Below are 15,929 nucleotides of genomic sequence, written 5' to 3'. Positions count from 1 at the left end.
CTCTCCAGTAAGTAAATAGGACTTGGAGTACATACCCAAGCCCCAGGAGTATCGTTAATCTAACGCGTGAATTTTTTAACTACAACTTCTCCGAGAGAACCCAGCTTTCCAACCGGTTGTCCATTATGAACTAATTCGGCGGCACCAGCATTGCCCAATTTAACAGTAATAGTTTGCTCCGCCTCCCATGTTTTTAATGCGCCAGCTTCGACCATTCCCTCAAACACTTCTTTACCGTCAACAGTAATTTGTGCCCAGCATTCAGCAGTAAACTTTGCGGTAACTGCGACTGGTTTGGTTTTAGCAGGTTGCTGTGCAGGCAGGGGAGACGGTATTGGTGCTTGTGCTTGCGACTGTATGGGGGCCTGCTGCTGAGCAGGAGCCGGAATTCCAGCCTTTGGCTGAACCGGATTTGATTCTTTGCCGGTCGTAAGCCACCAGGCACCGGCAGCAAGAATAACTGCTGCTGCGCCAAGTATAACCCATTTGGTACCAAAGCTGCCGGAATTAGCAGCTGCCGGGCTCGCATCAGTCTCTGGCATCGGTGGCTCAGCAAAAGTTTCACTAGGCGGAAGTTGCTGTTTTCTATACAAATCAACCATTTCCTGGCCATTTAGTCCTAAGTAATTAGCATAATTTCGTATAAAACCTTTCAGATACACTTCACCAGGGATTACGGTAAAATTATTGTTTTCAATAGCACTTATGTATAATGCGCGAATACTCGTAGCAGCTTCTACATCTTTTACCGTCAGACCTCTTTTTTCCCTCTCGGATAGCAGTATTTCTCCTACCGTCTCCACGAAACTACCTCCTCCAACTATTGTACAAAATCAATTATTGCCGTGATTGCTGTATCGGTCAGCATTAATTATCTTACGGAATTAACTCTTTATACTATTATTGCCTGAAATATTTCGTATAAACCTGGTCAGATGTCATGATTATTTCTCTTGCCTTACTGCCTACATTGGGGCCGACTATCTTCAATTCTTCCATAGTATCAATTAATCTTGCAGCTCGCGTGTAGCCAATCCTAAATTTACGCTGCAGCATAGATACAGAGGCTTGCCCGGTTTCGAGGACCATTCGCACAGCTTCTTCCAGCATTTCATCTTCGAACTTGTCCTGTTCTTTATCGTCAGCGGCTTCTGGGCAGCCAGCAGTAACTTCCTCGGTATATTCCGGTTCAGCCTGACGTTTGATATACGTAACTAGCTCTTCTACTTCGTTGTCCGCAATAAAAGCGCCTTGAACCCGGAGAGGTTTAGCAGCTCCTACGGGATAAAACAGCATATCTCCTTTTCCAAGTAATTTTTCTGCACCGGCCATATCCAGTATTGTACGTGAATCAACTTGTGAGGATACAGCAAAGGATATACGGGAAGGAACATTTGCTTTTATCGTACCGGTAATGACATCAACAGAAGGTCTTTGGGTTGCAAGCACCAGATGAAGTCCGGCAGCGCGAGCCATTTGTGCTAAACGGCAAATCGCATCTTCGACATCAACAGGAGCAACCATCATTAAATCAGCTAATTCATCAATTATAATGACGATCAGCGGCAGCTTGTCATCGACGGTAACTTCATTATACCGGCTGATATCTCTTACGCCTGTAGAGGCAAACAAGGCATAACGCCGCTCCATTTCCTGAACAGCCCAGCGTAGAGCTGCTGCCGCTTTTTTAGCATCCGTTACTACCGGAGTCAATAAATGAGGTACGCCGTTGTAATTAGAAAGCTCAACAACTTTGGGATCAATCAATACAAACTTCACTTCGCTCGGGTGTGCACGGAATAAAATACTGGTAATTAACGTATTGATGCACACACTTTTCCCGGAACCTGTGGCACCTGCAACGAGCAAATGAGGCATTTTGGCCAAATCTGCTATAATCGGCATACCGGCAATATCCTTGCCTAAGGCTACGGTCAGGCGGGAAGGGGCTTTTTGAAATTCTTCGCTTTCCAGCACTTCGCGTTGATGTACACTGGCAACATCCTTATTAGGAACTTCAATCCCGATTGCGGCCTTGCCAGGAATTGGAGCTTCAATGCGCACACCCGGAGCTGCCAGTTTTAATGCAATGTCGTCTGATAAATTGACAATCTTGCTCACTTTTACTCCCGGGGCAGGCTCAAGCTCATAACGGGTTACTGCCGGTCCCTGGCATGTATTCACGATTTTTATACTTATCCCAAAGCTGGCTAGCGTTTCTTCGAGAATCCGGGCATTATCGCCGACTTCTTTACTTTTATTTTGTTTTGGCTTTAGTGACTTCTTTAATAGGGTAAGCGGAGGAACCGTATAAGGCTGAGTTCCAGCCACAGGAGTAACTGTGGCCGGTACCGAATTTGGCATATCCGCATCTTCAGTTACAAGCGGTTCATCCGGTATAATAACCGGCTTATTAACCCGTGGGGGTGCTGCTGAACGCTCAGTCTGCTCTTTCTCTTGATTATAGAATACGGTTTTTGACCGCTCGTTCTCTTCATAATGCTCTGCCATCTGTTCATAAGTACAGGCAATGGCCTCTTTAGCGGTCTGTAAGCTGTCTGCAGCCTTTTCTTTAGCCAGTAATAAAGCTTTTGCCAAGGACCATGTAGTAGCCAAAAGCAAGGCAGAAATTGATAATGCAATCAGTACAATTAAACTGCCGTCTAACCCAAATAATTTGCGAAGTGAAAACAAGGTAATTCCACCGATGAATCCGCCACCAGGAACAAGACTCTCCGGTAAAATCTCTTTGCTTTCAGCGATTACAAAATGATGGTAGATAGTCAGCAATAAAAAGTAAAGTAAAGCAAGCCCCCAAAATCTTGCGGAATAAACAATTGGCTGGCGGCTCCAAATATACCGGGAACCGATAAGAATGGCAACTATAGGTAAAATGACTGCTCCTACACCAAAAGTATACTTCAGCATTTTACTGATAAAGATACCAACAGGTCCGGCATGAAAACCAATTAAGCTGATAAAAGATATAAGTCCTGCGGTTATATACAATAGTCCTAACAATTCATACTTTAATTCCGAATTAGACTCTGTAATCCATTTCAACAAGCCGCACCACCTCTGAAATTACGTATATTCGACAAATTTATTTAAATCCCTTTCCTTTTCCATAAAAAAGGAAAAGCTCTCCACATGAAAGCTTTTCCCTTCTTTTCTTAGCTAGTTGTCTGTTCGTAAGATGGTTTATAAGTCAACAAAGTTCCCGGCTGGAACTCTGCCAACAGATAATCATCAGGGCAGGTGGATATTAGTTTAACAATTTTTGACTGGTTAGGTGAACACCTTTCCACAATAACTTTCTTACCGGCCAAATCGACTTCTTCATAGACAGGCGCTACCGCCGCGCTTTGCTCCTGGAAAATAAGTTCAGAAGGGATAATGGTCCATAATACCATTATTGCTTCAACCCCTTACTTTCCTTTTGGGCTTTAATTAACTGCTGTAGTTTGACAAGCGCATTAGAAACACCGCCGACTTCGTTGATTAGGCCGTAATGAACCGCGTCCTTGCCGACAACATTCGTGCCAATATCGCGGGAAAGCTCTCCTGTCTTAAACAATAGTTCTTTCCATTTCTTTTCGTTGATACTGGAATGGCTTACAACAAATTTATTAACTCTATCCTGCATTTTCTCTAAATAGTCAAAAGAACTGGGAGCGCCAATAACCATTCCGGTAAGTCGAATCGGATGGATTGTCATGCTGGCACTTTCTACAATAAATGAGTAGGTGGCTGACACGGCAATCGGAGCACCGATGCTGTGTCCGCCGCCGAGAACAATGGAAACGGACGGCTTAGACATGCTGGCAATCATTTCTGCAATCGCCAAACCGGCTTCAACATCGCCCCCAACCGTGTTTAACAGCAGCATTAACCCTTCAATTTCCGGATTTTGCTCGATAGCAACCAGTTGCGGCATAATATGTTCATATTTTGTGGTTTTATTCTGAGGTGGAAGCACCATATGGCCTTCAATTTGTCCGATAATTGTCATTACATGGACATTTGATTTAGCAGTAGGCACCTCAGTACTGCCGAGTTCCTGAATATTTTCGACGGCTGTCCCTTTTTTTGCTGAAGCTGACCGGTGTTTTTTGGGTGTCTCTGCCGGTAAAGCCGGCTCAGTGGGATTTTCCGGATTTGTTCCAGGAGGAGCTATAACAGGGTTGTCATTATCTATCATAATTTCCCTCCAACTAGTAATATCCTTACTAGTATGGACCCGGATTCAAGTTTCATACCGAAATCAAAAAGATAAACCGAGGATTTAACCTCGGTTTTGGATCAGACTTCCATGATTATTGGTAAAATCATAGGCCGGCGGCGTGTTTTTTCATATAAATATTTCCCCAATACCTCACGGACACTAGTTTTAATCGAAGCCCATTCGGTAATACCATTGACCTCACATTTTTCCAGAGCCTGCTTTACACGCTCCTTTGCCTCTTCCATTAATTGCTCTGATTCCCGTACATAGACAAAGCCACGCGACACAATATCAGGTCCGACCAGTATCGAACCACTTTCTTTATCCATTGTAACAACCATGATTAGTATACCATCCTGAGATAACTGGCGCCGGTCTCTTAAGACAATATTGCCAACATCACCAACACCTAGTCCATCAACAAGGACACTGCCAGCTGTTACTTTGCCGCTCAACTGTCCCTTTTCACGTGTAAATTCGAGAACGGATCCATTATCAGCCAGGAAGATGTTTTCCCTAGCCATTCCTAAATCCTGTGCTAACTTAGCATGTTTAATTAAATGGCGGTATTCTCCGTGAACGGGTATAAAAAACTTGGGCCTCACTAGGTTATGGATTAATTTTAACTCTTCCTGGCTGGCATGACCGGAAACGTGAATACCTGCCTGAGACTCATAAACGACTTCAGCACCTTGGCGGAGAAGGTGGTCAACATTACGATATACCAGTTTTTCATTACCGGGAATAGGTGTTGCGGAAATAATTATCGTATCCCCCGGAGCAATATCGACTTTTTTATGATCCGACATCGCCATGCGCGTCAACGCCGACATTGGCTCTCCCTGACTGCCTGTTGTTATAATGACAATTCCTGAAGGCGGGTAATTGTTTATTTCATCAATATCAATCAATACGCCGTCCGGAATATGCAGATGTCCGAGTTCAATCGCGATAGTGACAATATTAATCATACTGCGACCTAAGATGGCTACTTTTCTGTTATATTTACAAGCAGCATTAATTGCTTGTTGAATGCGGTGGATGTTGGAAGAAAAAGTAGCAATAACAATGCGTTCGCGTGCCGTCCGGAATGTTTCTTCAAAGGTTGCCCCCACCGTTCGTTCACTCATTGTGTAGCCAGGACGTTCGGCATTTGTACTGTCGGCAAGCAAAACGAGAACGCCTTGATCACCTAACTCCGAAAACTTATGCAAGTCACTGCTCCGGCCATCAACAGGGGTCTGATCAAACTTAAAGTCCCCGGTATGAACAATCGTCCCCACCGGTGTTTTTATCGACAACGCCACAGAATCGGCAATACTATGATTGACATGGATAAAACCGATTTTGAAATGTCCTAAAACAATTTCATCACCTGCCGCGACAGTATGTAAAGCACTGTTGGCAATATTGTTTTCTTTTAACCGGTTACCCACGATTCCCAAAGTCAGCCGTGTTCCGTAAACAGGTACGCTCAATTGCTTCAGTATATAAGGTAAGGCTCCAATGTGGTCTTCATGTCCATGAGTTAAAATAATAGCACGTACTAAATCCTTATTTTCGAGCAAATAGGAAATATCAGGTATTACTAAGTCAATACCCGGCATGCTATCCTCCGGAAACATCAGACCCGAATCAATTACGATGATGTCGTCCCCGCAACGAACGACAGTCATATTTTTTCCGATCTCACCAAGCCCGCCAAGAGGAATTATCTGTAATTTTTGCGGTAATTTGGCCAAAAAAAGTTACACCTCCGAAAGATCAATTGTAAAATAAAGCAAAAAACAGCGAAAAGACAACCCTATTTCTCTATACCGCCGCCCATGTCGAAATAGTTAAGGACTACGCCGTTCCGTCCACTTGATTTTTATTATATCGTATTCTGGCATTTACAACAAGTGGCAAATATACTAGGTTATTATATGCAAATTCCCCTTATAAATACTTCAGCCATCCCCTAAAAGGGGATGGCTGAACTTTACGCCAAAGCGCCAACATCCTGCATCGCTTTTTTTATATAATCCACTTCACTGTCGGTTGCTTCCACCATCGGCAAGCGAAGCGGTCCCGCATTCAAGCCAATTAGATTAACTGCTGTTTTGATCGGAATAGGATTAGTCGTCACAAAAATAGCCCGGAAAAACGGGTGAAGCTCTAAATGAATTGCTTGAGCCTTTGCCAGATCCCCCTGGAAGAAGGCTGTAATCATCTCTTTCATTTGCTTACCAACAATATGTCCGGCAACACTAATTACCCCTGCTCCGCCAACCGCTAACACCGGCAAAGTAAGGCCGTCATCGCCGCTATATACTAAAAAGCCCTCTGGTGTAATCCGAATAATTTCGGAAACCTGATCAAGGCTTCCACTGGCTTCCTTAACAGCGATAATATTTTTACATGCAGTAAGCCGTGCAATAGTTGGCGGCAAAATATTGGAACTTGTACGGCCTGGCACGTTGTATACAATGAAAGGCAAAGCACTGGAATCGGCAATTGTTTTAAAATGTTGGTAAAAGCCCTCTTGAGTTGGTTTATTATAATAGGGACCGACAAGCATAGCACCATGGACACCTAGCTTTTCAGCTGCCTGCGTTAGTGCTATGGAAGCACGTGTATCATTTGACCCTGTGCCGGCAATCACCGTAGCTTTATCGCCAATAGCATCCAGCACACTTGAAAATAACCTGAGTTTCTCTTCATTGCTTAGTGTTGCAGACTCACCGGTACTTCCAGCAACCACAACTCCATCAGAACCATTTGCAACAAGATATTGGGCTAATTGCGCTGCTGCAGCATAATTTACAGTTTGGTCAGAATTAAATGGGGTAACCATAGCCGTTAGAATTCTTCCGAAATCTTTCATATTATCCTCCCCTTTAATTGGATAAACCGAACCGTTCATGCAAGGCCGTAACAGCTTTATTGACATCATCGTTTTTAACAAGAACTGAAATGGATGTATGAGAATCGACCGTCTGCAGAATCGGTATATCGTTAAAAGATAACGCTTCAACAAAATTGGCCATCACTCCAGGAACTTCACGCATTCCGCCGCCTACTACCGATACTTTGGCACAGTTGCGAGTGGTTTCGACCTGATAGCCAAGAGCAGCTAACTTAACAGTTGCCGCATCTGCTACGTCTTCCATAACCGTAAACATGATTAACCCCGGATGCACATTTATTAAATCAACACTGATTCCACTTTCGGCCATAGCACGAAATACTTTAAAACTTTCATTGTGAGTCGTTGAGGCCTCTAAAATAACCTTAATCTGCATAACCCCAGGCAGGTATGTAACTCCTGTTGCTACACGATCAGACACGGCTGTTTCACTGGTTTCCTGCTGAACAACATTAGTGATCAATGTGCCTGGCGCATCAGAAAATGTAGATTTAACCACAAGCGGAATATTTTTTTGCATAGCAATTTCAACAGCCCGCGGATGAATAACTTTTGCCCCCTGATGAGCCAGCTGACAAACTTCACCATAACTAATTTGGTCTAATATTTTGGCATTTTTAACAATTCGTGGATCAGCGGTCATTATGCCGTCCACATCGGTATAAATTTCAACTAATTCTGCATTAAGAGCCGCTCCCAATGCCGCAGCAGTAGTATCGCTGCCGCCACGCCCCAGTGTGGTCAGTTCCCCATCAACAGTCATCCCCTGAAAACCGCAGACAACCGGCGTTTTTCCTATTTTCAAAAGATTAATCATTCGCGTCGGGTCAACTTTTAAAATACGTCCATTATTAAAATTATTATCAGTGATCATCCCTGCCTGGCCACCGGTCAGCATAACCGCATCGATACCCGCAGCTTGCATTGTGCCAGCCATAACAACGGCCGATATCATTTCACCGCAGTACATAATTTGATCAAGTTCTCTTGCGGCAATGTGCTTATAAGCATTTTTTGCCACGCCGATCAAGGTATCTGTTGCATAGGTGTCACCTTTACGTCCCATAGCGGAAACTACCACTACGGGACGATAACCTTGCTGACGTGCCTGTTCAATCTTTGCCAAAACCATTTGTCGAACTTCCGGTGAGGCGACTGATGTCCCCCCAAATTTTTGCACGATAATACGCATTCTTTGCACCTCAAATTAAGTTTTGCTCAATCATATATTCGGCAATTTGCAAGGCATTTAAAGCTGCGCCCTTTCTTATCTGATCACCGACAACCCACATGTTGAGGCCGTGAGGTACGGAGCTGTCTTTACGAATGCGGCCGACAAAAACCTCATTTCGGTCTGAAGTATATAATGGCATCGGATAGATCATTTCATCTGGGTTATCTTCAACAATAACCCCCGGAAAAGCTGCAAGAAGCTGTTTTGCATCTTCAACGGATAAAGGACCTTCAAGCTCAATATTAATAGATTCTGAATGGCTGCGGAAAACAGGAACACGGACAGTTGTTGCCGCTATGCCGATAGTAGAATCTCCGAGAATTTTATGTGTTTCATGAACCATTTTCATCTCTTCTTTTGTATAGCCATTTTCCAGAAAAACGTCAATTTGCGGTAAGAGATTAAAGGCAATCTGATAGTGTTTAGGCAAGCTTGCGCTAGGCAGGATATTGGCAACGATAGGACGGTTATCGATTGTTGCCTGCACCTGTTCATTTAACTCATCGATAGCCTCTTTACCTGCCCCGGAAACTGCCTGGTAGGTTGATACAATGATCCGTTTTATTTTTACCCGGTCATAAATAGGCTTTAATGCCATTGCCATGATGATTGTTGAGCAGTTTGGATTTGCTATAATGCCCTGATGATCATGAATTGCCTGAGGATTAACCTCTGGAACGACAAGCGGAACATTCGGATCCATACGGAATGCACTTGAATTATCAATAACAACTGCTCCCCGTTTCACTGCCTCAGGAGCAAGTGCTTTACTGGCTGCTCCACCGGCAAACAAGGCAATCTCCACATTCTCAAATGATTCAGGTTTTGCTTCTTCTACAACATACGTCTGTCCCATAAAGTCAATGGTTTTACCAGCGGAACGTGCTGATGCCAACAATTTTAAATTGGCGAAGGGAAATTCTCTTTCTTCAATCAATTTTAAGAATTCTTGCCCGACTGCTCCAGTAGCGCCTAAAATTGCTACATTATACTTTTTCATCATTACCACTCCATTCAGCATTTAATCCATTACATGTTCCAAACCACACACCAGGCCGCTTATTGTCAGCACTTTTTTACAGGCTAGTACAACGCCCGGCATAAAGGACTCACGGGAAATTGAATCATGACGTATGACAAGTGTCTGTCCCAGGCCGCCAAATATTACTTCCTGATGGGCTACATAACCTGGCAGGCGTACGCTGTGCAGGTGGATTCCAGCAAGATTTGCCCCTCTGGCTCCAGCTAACTTTTCTTCTTCATCAGGATGACCCTGCTGAAGAACTCCCCGCTTCTGAGCAATAAGCTCGGCTGTGCGCAAGGCAGTGCCCGATGGAGCATCCAGCTTTTGATCATGATGCAGTTCAATTATTTCAACATGGGGAAAATATTTAGCGGCGTCTTGCGATAATTTCATCATTAAAATAGCACCAACTGAAAAGTTTGGTGAAATAAGTGCATTGACTCCGTTTTTTGTACATAATTCACGGATTTCCGTTAGATTTTCTTCTGACAGGCCAGTAGTACCAACTACGGGACATACTCCGCTGTTCAAAGCAATCCGGATATTGTTCAGTACTGATTCCGGCCTAGTAAAATCAACCATGACTTGTGGTTTTGTTTCATTAATTATTGTTTGCAAATCGTTACCGATAATTACGCCAATTTTTCCAATACCAATCAAGTCACCAGCATCGGTTAAGTCAGATTTTACATCAACAGCCCCAACAAGCTGCAACTGATCATCTGTATGTACTGCCTTTAAAACCTCTCTACCCATTTTTCCATAAGCTCCACAAACCAATACGCGAATCACAAAAGCCACCTCCGAAAATTAAAATAAGGCAGTCGGTAGAGCTAATCTCACCGACTACCTTATATAGGCAGAAATAAAGGACATAGAAAAATACAGTGATTTCCCTTTATCCTAGTGAGATAGCGCTCCACCAAAGAACAACCTTCAGTGACAGTTTTAGCACCTATTCGATGTAAAACCAGTGTGAAAGACCGGCATCATTTCACACTTCGGCAATCAACCCTTTTCTTCCAGTTCATCGACACCACTCTTCCTGAAAGTACTCCTGTTGACCGCACCTCTACCTTAACCCTGTACAGGATGAGGTCTATTTATTTTACGTTCATTGTATAATAATGGTTACATGGAAGTCAACAAAGTTTTGAACTTTTTATTTGTATTTTACAGTTCATCTAAAAAATTCCTGTTTCCTCTTGCCGCATTCCCTGATTCCCAAAAAGCAAATTCTCTTAATAAAATAAGGCCGCCTATTATTTCAGGCAGCCTTTAATGCTAAGTGTTACGCCCGCATTTCCATGCGCAAACGGTCGGCAATCATTGCCATGAATTCCGAATTTGTCGGTTTGCCTTTTTCGAGTTTTACGGTGTAGCCGAATAGGCGGTTAATCATATCAATATTCCCTCTGTTCCAGGCAACTTCGATCGCATGACGAATTGCTCTTTCAACCCGGCTCGGAGTAGTGGAATATTTTTCGGCTATCATAGGATATAAAACTTTTGTAACTGCCCCAAGCAGCTCGACTTCTGATATAATCATCATAATAGCATCACGCAAATATTGATAGCCTTTAATATGTGCTGGTATCCCTATTTCTCGGATGATATTGGTAACTTCTACATCAACCGACTTTGCTTTGATCGCCTGCGCCGTAACCTGCGGACGCTGTGCGGTTATCATCCCGGCAAGCTGCCTGATTCGGCTAACTAAAACTTCCATATTAAATGGTTTTAGCACATAATAATCAGCACCTAATTCAACAACACGCTGCGTAATTGTTTCCTGACCAAAGGCAGTCAACATAATAATCTTAGGCCGTTTGCCACCGGCAGTATTAATCCGTTCTAATACACCAATGCCATCCAAATGGGGCATAATTATATCCAGAATAATGACGTCCGGCTTCTTTTCCTCGATGATCGATATGATTTGTTCGCCATTATAAGCAACCCCTACGACTTCAATATCAGGCTGCTGGCTGAGATATTCGTTCATGATTTCGGAGAATTCTTTATTATCATCCGCAAACGCCACTTTGATTCGTTCTTTGAGCACTTGAACATCCTCCCTGCATCGTTTTACAATTTTCAAATTCGACAAAGTTACGTCAATTCCTTCCTTTACTGGAAAAAAATCCAAATTTCTTCACATTGTATACTATATTTCACTTTGCTGTGAGAAATAGTACGTTTAACGGCAAAAAAGACCATTATTCCCACTCAATGCAGAGCGCGGTCGTAATGATCTTTCCTGTTTTTTAAGAAATCAACAGTTCTGCTTGTTTTTGATAGCTGAATAATTTATAAGCGGTTTGCTTATTTTTGGGAGGAATGAGCCCACTTTCCATTAGCATCCAATCAATGAACGTGCCATAGCCGCGAGTTGGATCATGAACAAAAACATGAGTAACTGCGCCGATCACTCTGCCATTTTGAATAATAGGACTTCCGCTCATCCCTTGAACGATTCCGCCTGTTTTATCCAATAGCCGCGGGTCGGTAACTTTAATAACCAGGCCTTTGCCTTCGGGGGCTTCTTGATAGTTAACTTTTTGTATTTCAATTGAAAACTTCTCGATGGTTTGACCATCAACAACAGTCAGTATTTCCGCCTCACCTGTTTGGATCTGACTCATAGACGCAACAGGCAAAGCTTCAGGATACAAGTTATTTTCGATCGGTGTATTCAAGTTTCCATAAATACCAAACGGGGTATTTTTTTTAATATCTCCCAACAACTGGCTTTCTTCAATGAAAACACCAATTTTTTCACCAGGCTGTCCTCTTTTGCCATGCTGAATTCCTGAGACGGTTGCTAAAACGATTTTTCCCTGATTACAGTCAATCGGCTGGTTAGTATCGCTGTCAGTGATTACATGTCCTAATGCACCATAATTTTGCGACTGGGGTTCAAAAAAGGTTAATGTACCAACGCCGGCCGCACTGTCGCGAACGTATAATCCTATCCGGTATCTTTTGGTATCCTTGCATAAAACAGGTGTTAAGCTGACATGCAGGCGATTATCGCCACGTTTAATTAATACATCAATAGGCTGTTTGTTCCTGCCGCTCTCGTCAATAAGCTCAGCCACTTGCGCATCACTTTGCACAGGATTGCCGTTAATGCTGAGCATCACATCTCCTACGACAATTCCACCGTCTTTAGCAGGCGTGACGTATTGATCATTGGTACTTAATACCGGCGATATACCTACCACTATAACGCCTTGAGAATGCAGCACTACTCCAATTGAATGACCGCCAGGAACAATTTTAAGCGATGGCAGCACATCTACTTCCACTGTGCGTACGGGAATCAAACCCAATAATTTAAAATCCACAGTTGCTTTGCCACGGTTGACTGATTCTAAAGAGACAGGACGGGAAAGCGAAAAAGCGGATAACGGTGATTGCAGACGAACGGCTTCATTTTTACCGTCGTCTACGGTGACTGTTAAGGGGAAATTGACCGTAAACAAGGCCGTTTCGCCCTCAATAACGCGCATGTGCGGAGGAAGGCCGTAAATATGACGGAATTGTGGAGAAAAAGCAAAGGCAACAATGAGTGTTGCAATGAACAGGCCTACTATTGATCGCCGGCAAATGCCTTTCATATTTGTGCCATCACTCCCTTTGGTTACTAATTTAATCCTTTGACTTGCTGTTGTTTTTTTTGATCGTAAATTAAAGATTCCCGAAAAAAAAGCGGATTATTCCGGAGTTATTAGCATAGATTGTCAAATATGGCTGCTAACGTTGATTTTACACGTAAATAAAGCGCAAGCTCACGCTTGCGCTTTATTTTTCCATATTTCTTTTTTTATTTTAGCTGCAGCGACCAATTGGGCGGTGTTTTCCAATGCAATTGGCGTGATGCTTTTACCTGCGATCATACGAGTGATTTCCATAATTTGTTCATCAGCGGACAGCTGATGAACCGTTGTATACGTCCGATCCCCCTCGGTCACCTTCGTAATATAAAAATGACCGTCGGCCATACAGGCCATCTGTGGTAAATGAGTTATGCACAGTACCTGCTTATTACAAGCTGCCATAGCTACTTTTTCAGCAACCATCTGAGCAGTTTGTCCGCCAATACCGGCATCAATTTCATCAAAAATCATGACATCAATATCATCACGACTAGCGCATACTGTTTTAATAGCAAGTGCAACCCGCGACAATTCGCCGCCTGATGCGATTTTATGCAATGCCTTCAGTTCTTCGCCTAAATTAGCGGAAAACAGCATTACCACTTGATTATTACCGGTCCCCGTATACTCATTTGTTCTGGTGATCTCAAAAAGCAGCCGGGCATTGGGAATTCCTAAATCCGCTAAATGGCCGCAGATTTCTTTTGATAATAGTTTACTTGCTTCACATCGCAGCCGATTCAGTTCATCAGCTGCTGCCTCTAATTGTTTGTGCTTTGTTATCCTGTCTTTTTCAAGTTCGGCAATTCTTTCACCAGCATTATCAATTAGCGCCAATTCTTCCAGTGCTTGTTTGTAATAGCTGACGATCTCTTCAATAGAAGCACCATATTTTTTCTTCAGCTTATAGATGATATCCAGACGATCTTGCAGTTTGGCAAGCCGCTGCGGATTAAACTCAAAATTATCACAATAACTGCTTATTTCCATCGCCGCTTCATCCAGTTGATAAAAGGCTTCCTGAATCATAGTCAGCGAAGCTGTTAACTTGGGATCATACCGGACAACAGTCTCGATTTCTTTTTTTACATCAACCAAAGCTGCAATAATGCCGGAACTTCCTTTACTGCCTGTATTTAATAGTGCATGAGCATGTTGAGCCGATTTGGCAATTTTTTCAGCATTCCCCAAAACCGTGACCTGTGCCTCCAGCTCCTCTTCTTCACCAACTTTAAGAGCAGCTGCAGCAATTTCCTGGGTTTGCCAGGTAAGCATATCGATACGCTGTTCCCGCTCGCGTGATCGTTCACTCAACTGGGCCAGCTCATCTGTTATACGAAGCCACTGCTTATAGACCTGCCGATAGCGGCCAAGCTGATCACTAATTCGTTCGTCAAACGCATCCAGTAATGCCATATGAGCCCCCGGACGAAGCAGCGCCTGGTTTTCATGCTGGCCATGCATATCGACAAGCAGCTCGCCAAACTGCCGCAAAACTGCAAGCGGAGTCTGGCAGCCATTCATCACAATTGTATTTTTTCCGTTTCGGCTTACGCGGCGGCTGATAATAAGAGTATCTTCCTCAAAAATAATACTTTGTTTTTCCATCAGGGCTTTGACGGCAGCGTTGGCAGCGATTTCAAAAACGACTTCAACACGAAAAAAGTCGCAGCCCGTACGAATTGCATCAACTGATGCTCTCCCGCCGAGAACAACACTAATCGCATCAATCAAAATTGATTTTCCCGCGCCTGTTTCACCTGTCAAAATGTTGAGTCCGGTAACAAATTCGATTTCTACCTGCTCAATTAAAGCAAAGTTGACAACTTGTAATGACTTTAGCATACAAATTCTCCTTTAAGATAGCCAAACTATTGCAATAACCGGTGAAATTTAGCCAGTACTTGAGGAGCTGCCTCTGGCGGCTTTACAACAATAAAAATTGTGTCGTCACCTGCGACCGTTCCCATAATTTCCGGCCAGCGAACATGGTCAATCGTTGAGGCCACGGCATTGGCTGCACCAGGCAGCGTACGGAGAACAACAATATTTTGACTATAGTCCATGCCTACGATTGAGTCTTGAAATATTCGTTCCATGCGTGACTGGGAAAAAATGAGATTTTGTTCAGGCGGTGCAGCATAACGATAACGGCCTTCTCCTGTCGGGACTTTAATCAACATCAATTCTTTAATATCACGGGAAACGGTGGCCTGTGTGACTTCTATCCCGTCTTTCCGAAGTGCCTCAGCTAATTCTTCCTGCGTTTCTACAACATGATTTTCTACTAACTCTTTAATCTTCGCGTGACGCAAAGCCTTCACGCACTTCACCCCTCTTTTTTTCCACTACGTATAAAACAGGCGGTTCGTTTACTTGATTGAGCATTTGCCAGCAGCCTACATGAAATTCCGATTGCGGCAAGCTGCTTACATGTTTAAAAACCTGATTATTTTCTTCTTTGCCTGGTGTATGTCCCGGATAAGCTACTATTGTAATAATACCATTTTTATTCAATAGTTGAATACTTTTGTTGATTGCCTCAATAGTGGTTTGTCCACGCGTTGTGACCGCATGATCAGCGCCAGGAAGATAACCAAGATTAAACGTTACAATATCAACCTTTTCCTTAACATATTGATCGATAGTACAGTGGCTGTCTAAAATACATTCTACTTTGGTAAGGCAGCGATTGTCGAGCAGCAATCGCCTGGTATTGTTAATTGCCTGTTCCTGTATATCGAAGGCCCAAATACGTGCATCCTCGCGGGAATGCTGCGCTAAAAAAAGCGTATCCCTGCCATTGCCGGCAGTTGCATCCACAATACACTTTGCCTGAGTTAAGCGCATCAAAACAGCTTGGTGCGCCATATTAA

14 protein-coding genes and 1 riboswitch are annotated in these 15,929 nt (G+C 43.4%); all 14 genes read right to left on the bottom strand.

Going from position 1 to position 15,929, the window contains the following annotated elements; all coding sequences use genetic code 11:
• Nucleotides 1–59 precede the first annotated feature (59 nt).
• A complete protein-coding gene (locus tag EV210_RS15370; RefSeq protein ID WP_132082232.1) occupies nucleotides 60–803 on the bottom strand; it encodes a helix-turn-helix domain-containing protein in 744 nt (247 codons plus the stop codon).
• Nucleotides 804–900: 97 nt separating this feature from the next.
• Complete coding sequence (locus EV210_RS15365; protein ID WP_132082231.1) at nucleotides 901–3,066, bottom strand: FtsK/SpoIIIE family DNA translocase; 2,166 nt, start codon at nucleotides 3,064–3,066, stop codon at nucleotides 901–903.
• 107 nt (nucleotides 3,067–3,173) lie between these two features.
• On the bottom strand, nucleotides 3,174–3,413 hold the full coding sequence (locus EV210_RS15360; RefSeq protein WP_132082230.1) for a YlzJ-like family protein: 240 nt from the start codon (nucleotides 3,411–3,413) through the stop codon (nucleotides 3,174–3,176).
• The gene (locus EV210_RS15355) at nucleotides 3,413–4,201 is read right to left on the bottom strand and encodes a ClpP family protease (protein WP_132082229.1); all 789 of its coding nucleotides are present in this window, start codon (nucleotides 4,199–4,201) and stop codon (nucleotides 3,413–3,415) included. Before EV210_RS15355 ends, EV210_RS15360 begins: the two co-directional genes overlap by 1 nt.
• Nucleotides 4,202–4,302: 101 nt before the next feature.
• On the bottom strand, nucleotides 4,303–5,967 hold the full coding sequence (locus tag EV210_RS15350) for a ribonuclease J (RefSeq protein WP_132082228.1): 1,665 nt from the start codon (nucleotides 5,965–5,967) through the stop codon (nucleotides 4,303–4,305).
• A gap of 239 nt (nucleotides 5,968–6,206) precedes the next feature.
• A complete protein-coding gene (gene dapA / locus EV210_RS15345; RefSeq protein WP_132082227.1) occupies nucleotides 6,207–7,091 on the bottom strand; it encodes a 4-hydroxy-tetrahydrodipicolinate synthase in 885 nt (294 codons plus the stop codon).
• Nucleotides 7,092–7,104: 13 nt separating this feature from the next.
• Nucleotides 7,105–8,325 carry an aspartate kinase gene (gene dapG, locus EV210_RS15340; RefSeq protein WP_132082226.1) on the bottom strand — a complete coding sequence of 407 codons (1,221 nt, stop codon included), beginning with the start codon at nucleotides 8,323–8,325 and terminating at the stop codon, nucleotides 7,105–7,107.
• 10 nt (nucleotides 8,326–8,335) lie between these two features.
• The gene (locus tag EV210_RS15335) at nucleotides 8,336–9,367 is read right to left on the bottom strand and encodes an aspartate-semialdehyde dehydrogenase (RefSeq protein WP_132082293.1); all 1,032 of its coding nucleotides are present in this window, start codon (nucleotides 9,365–9,367) and stop codon (nucleotides 8,336–8,338) included.
• Between the two features lie 21 nt (nucleotides 9,368–9,388).
• Nucleotides 9,389–10,183 (bottom strand): 4-hydroxy-tetrahydrodipicolinate reductase, encoded by a 795-nt coding sequence (dapB, locus tag EV210_RS15330; RefSeq protein ID WP_132082225.1) that lies wholly within the window; start codon nucleotides 10,181–10,183, stop codon nucleotides 9,389–9,391.
• 112 nt (nucleotides 10,184–10,295) lie between these two features.
• Nucleotides 10,296–10,474, bottom strand: a riboswitch (Lysine riboswitch).
• 208 nt (nucleotides 10,475–10,682) lie between these two features.
• The gene (spo0A, locus tag EV210_RS15325; protein ID WP_132082224.1) at nucleotides 10,683–11,456 is read right to left on the bottom strand and encodes a sporulation transcription factor Spo0A; all 774 of its coding nucleotides are present in this window, start codon (nucleotides 11,454–11,456) and stop codon (nucleotides 10,683–10,685) included.
• 202 nt (nucleotides 11,457–11,658) lie between these two features.
• Nucleotides 11,659–13,014 carry a SpoIVB peptidase gene (spoIVB, locus tag EV210_RS15320; protein ID WP_132082223.1) on the bottom strand — a complete coding sequence of 452 codons (1,356 nt, stop codon included), beginning with the start codon at nucleotides 13,012–13,014 and terminating at the stop codon, nucleotides 11,659–11,661.
• Between the two features lie 171 nt (nucleotides 13,015–13,185).
• On the bottom strand, nucleotides 13,186–14,898 hold the full coding sequence (gene recN, locus EV210_RS15315; RefSeq protein WP_132082222.1) for a DNA repair protein RecN: 1,713 nt from the start codon (nucleotides 14,896–14,898) through the stop codon (nucleotides 13,186–13,188).
• A 26-nt stretch (nucleotides 14,899–14,924) separates the two neighbouring features.
• On the bottom strand, nucleotides 14,925–15,377 hold the full coding sequence (argR, locus tag EV210_RS15310; RefSeq protein ID WP_132082221.1) for an arginine repressor: 453 nt from the start codon (nucleotides 15,375–15,377) through the stop codon (nucleotides 14,925–14,927).
• On the bottom strand, nucleotides 15,349–15,924 hold the full coding sequence (mnmM, locus tag EV210_RS15305) for a tRNA 5-(aminomethyl)-2-thiouridylate-methyltransferase MnmM (protein ID WP_243650577.1): 576 nt from the start codon (nucleotides 15,922–15,924) through the stop codon (nucleotides 15,349–15,351). The genes argR and mnmM overlap by 29 nt, the downstream gene beginning before the upstream one ends.
• Nucleotides 15,925–15,929: the final 5 nt, after the last annotated feature.

The organism is Anaerospora hongkongensis (assembly GCF_004339805.1).
Classification (GTDB): Bacteria; Bacillota; Negativicutes; order Sporomusales; family DSM-15969; genus Anaerospora; species Anaerospora hongkongensis.
Note: the sequence above shows the minus strand (reverse complement) of the source record. Positions and strands in the feature narration are given on the sequence as shown.